The organism is Comamonas guangdongensis (assembly GCF_041079535.1).
Taxonomy (GTDB): Bacteria; Pseudomonadota; Gammaproteobacteria; order Burkholderiales; family Burkholderiaceae_C; genus Comamonas; species Comamonas guangdongensis.
This window is the reverse complement of the sequence record NZ_JBFYGN010000057.1, coordinates 1-3,024: the sequence shown is the minus strand read 5'-3', so window position 1 is coordinate 3,024 and position 3,024 is coordinate 1. Positions and strand designations below refer to the sequence as shown.

General features: G+C 57.8%; 2 protein-coding genes and 1 tRNA gene. All 3 read left to right on the top strand.

Annotated features, from left to right (window positions below):
• Nucleotides 1-309 precede the first annotated feature (309 nt).
• The 3 genes from AB6724_RS21700 (at nt 310) to AB6724_RS21690 (ending at nt 2,887) form a co-directional block, all read left to right on the top strand.
• Entirely contained in the window at nt 310-582 is a 273-nt protein-coding gene (locus AB6724_RS21700) for an HU family DNA-binding protein (RefSeq protein WP_218243206.1), read from the top strand.
• A 16-nt stretch (nt 583-598) separates the two neighbouring features.
• Nucleotides 599-674, top strand: a tRNA-Val gene (locus AB6724_RS21695).
• 317 nt (nt 675-991) lie between these two features.
• Nucleotides 992-2,887, top strand: coding sequence for a SurA N-terminal domain-containing protein (locus tag AB6724_RS21690; protein WP_369340609.1), 1,896 nt, complete (start codon nt 992-994; stop codon nt 2,885-2,887).
• Nucleotides 2,888-3,024: the final 137 nt, after the last annotated feature.

Here is a 3,024-nt window from a genome sequence, read left to right as displayed (position 1 = left end):
GTCTCCCGACAGTCCTACATGTACGTTGGACTGGCGGGAAATATGGAGAGTTCAACACTGAACGCAGACAGAGCCTTTAAAAAAGCCAACGGCGAGGCCTAAACCCGCGTGAAAACCGCATAGAATCTGGCTCTGTCGCTGTGATGCGCAGCGCGAATTGACACCTGGATGTCAGCAGCTTGAGGTCGGAGCGAATGCATGGCGTTCGGGTCGATCGGCTGGGTCCGTATCCGTCGCGTCTGGTTTCTGGTTGCGCAAGATTTGCGCCCACAGAGACATTCCATTCACTTATTTCTCGAGAGGCATCTTGTGAATAAAACCGAACTGATTGAGCACATCGCTAACAACGCCGACATTTCCAAGGCCGCTGCTGCGCGTGCGCTGGATTCCACGATCGACGCAGTGAAGAAAACACTGAAAAAAGGTGGTACAGTATCGCTTGTTGGTTTTGGCACATTTGCCGTCGGCAAGCGTGCAGCCCGTACCGGTCGCAATCCCCGTACCGGCGCAACCATCAAGATCAAGGCCGCTAAGGTGCCAAAATTCCGTCCGGGCAAAGCATTGAAGGATGCTTTGAACTGACAAACAGTTTGAAGTGGGGTCCTTAGCTCAGTTGGTAGAGCGGCTCCTTTACACGGAGTAGGTCGGCGGTTCGAGACCGTCAGGACCCACCACAAAGAACTAGAAAAGGGCTTAGAGCAATCTAAGCCCTTTTTGCATTTGACCTCACGGTGCATGCAGCTGAGGTGAAGCCGTTCACGGGTTTTCCGCACAACATACTGTCTTGCGTCCTCGGGATTGGAAGAGTGCGCAGTTAGAATGGTTGCGATTAGCCTAACCCTGTTGGTGGAGGTTGGATGGCAGTTCTGTAGTGCTTCAATGCCCTGTAGAGGCCCGGTCGGTGGCGCATTCGGGTCGCACGGCTTTCACCATTGTTGATAAGGCGAACGCAAGTTCGCCTTTGTTTTTTGCTGCCGCAGAAAGATTGACCATGTTCGAATCCATCCGCAAGCATTCCAAGTTCGTCATGATCTTGTTGTTCTTGCTGATCATTCCCTCTTTCATTTTTGTCGGGATCAACCAGAACTATTTCACCGAGTCCAGCAAGACCGTGGCGCGTGTGGATGGGCATGACATCACCCAGCAGGACTGGGATAACGCGCATCGGGCCGAAAGCGATCGCCTGCGCGCGCAGAACCCGACCATGGATGCCAAGCTGCTGGACTCTGCTGAAGCCCGCTATGCAACGCTGGAGAAGCTGGTGCGTGACCGCGTCCTGGCAGCAGCGGTCAAGAAGATGCATCTGACCACGACGGATGCTCAGTTGGTGCATACTTTGCGCGATATTCCCGCCATTGCGGCGCTGAAGAAGCCCGACGGGTCGCTGGATGCAGAGGCCTACAAGGCTTTGGTGGGAGCGCAAGGCATGACGCCCGAGGGTTTTGAAGCCAATCTGCGCAATGAGCTGGCGCTGAATCAGGTGCTGGGCGGTGTGTCCACCACGGGCTTTGCTACCGATGCGCAGCTCAAGCAGGCCATGGATGCGCTCTACCAGCGCCGTGAAATCCAGGTTGCAAGTTTCGATGCACGCGCGTTCGCAGCCAAGGTTCAGCCCACGGAAGCCGAGCTCAAGGCCTATTACGAGGCGCATACCGGCCTGTTCAAACAGCCCGAAGAAGCGACTGTGGAATATGTGCAATTGGATCTGGCTGCCGTGCAGTCCGGCATCACTCTGAGCGAAGACGATCTGCGCACCTACTACAAGGAAAATTCCGCGCGCCTGGCGGGTCCCGAAGAGCGCCGCGCCAGCCATATCCTGATCAATGCGCCCAAGGATGCGCCTGCAGCCGAGCGTGAGAAGGCCAAGGCCAAGGCCGAGGAATTGCTGGCCCAGGTGCGCAAGGATCCCAAGAGCTTCGCGCAAGTGGCCAAGGCCAACTCCCAGGATCCGGGCTCGGCGGCCAATGGCGGCGATCTGGGCTACTTCGGCCACGGTGCCATGGTCAAGCCTTTCGAAGAGGCTGTGTTCAAGATGAAGGAGGGCGACATCAGCGATGTGATCGAATCCGACTTCGGCTACCACATCATTCAGCTGACCGGCATCAAGGCGCCCAAGGTACCCACTTTCGAAGAAATGCGTCCCAAGCTGGAAGCCGATCTCAAGCAGCAACAGGCGCAGCGCAAGTTCGCCGAGGTGGCGGAGGCGTTCACCAATGGCGTGTACGAGCAGTCGGACAGCCTGCAGCCCGTGGCGGACAAGTTCAAGCTCGCCATCCACAAGGTGGAGCATGTGACGCGTCAACCCGCTCCCGGTGCTCAGGGCGCTTTGGCCAATGCACGTTTCCTGGAGGCTTTGTTCTCCAGCGACTCTCTGGAGCACAAGCGCAATACCGATGCCGTTGAGCTGGCGCCCAACAGCTTGGCAGCGGGGCGCGTGGTTCAGTACTCGCCCGCCCGCACTCTGTCCATGAGCGAAGTCGGTGACAAGCTCAAGCAGCTCTACACGGCCCAGAAGTCGGCGGAGCTGGCCAAGGAAGAAGGCAAGGCCAAGCTGGCCGAGTGGAAGGCCAAGCCCGAGGCAGCCCAACTGCCCGCCGCGGTTGAGGTCGGTCGCGACCAGTCCAAGGACCTGCCGCGCGAGGTGCTGGATGCGGCGCTGCGCGCCTCGACCAAGACCTTGCCCGCCTGGGAAGGGGTGGACCTGGGTGCCGCCGGCTATGCCGTGATCAAGATCAACCGCATCGCTGAGCGTCCCGTGGTGGAGGCTCAGGTGGCCGAGCAGCAAAAGTCTCAGTTCACGCAGTGGGCGACCATGGCCGAGGTGATGGCCTATTACGAACAGCTGAAAAAGCAGTTCAAGGTGCAGATCAAGGTCCCTCGTCCTTGAGTGTTCAGGCAGGAATCGGTTTGAATTCACTTTGAGGCCGATTTCTGCAGTACAATAGATGCTTCTACGGTGGCTGTAGCTCAGTTGGTAGAGTCCAGGATTGTGATTCCTGTTGTCGTGGGTTCGAGTCCCATCAG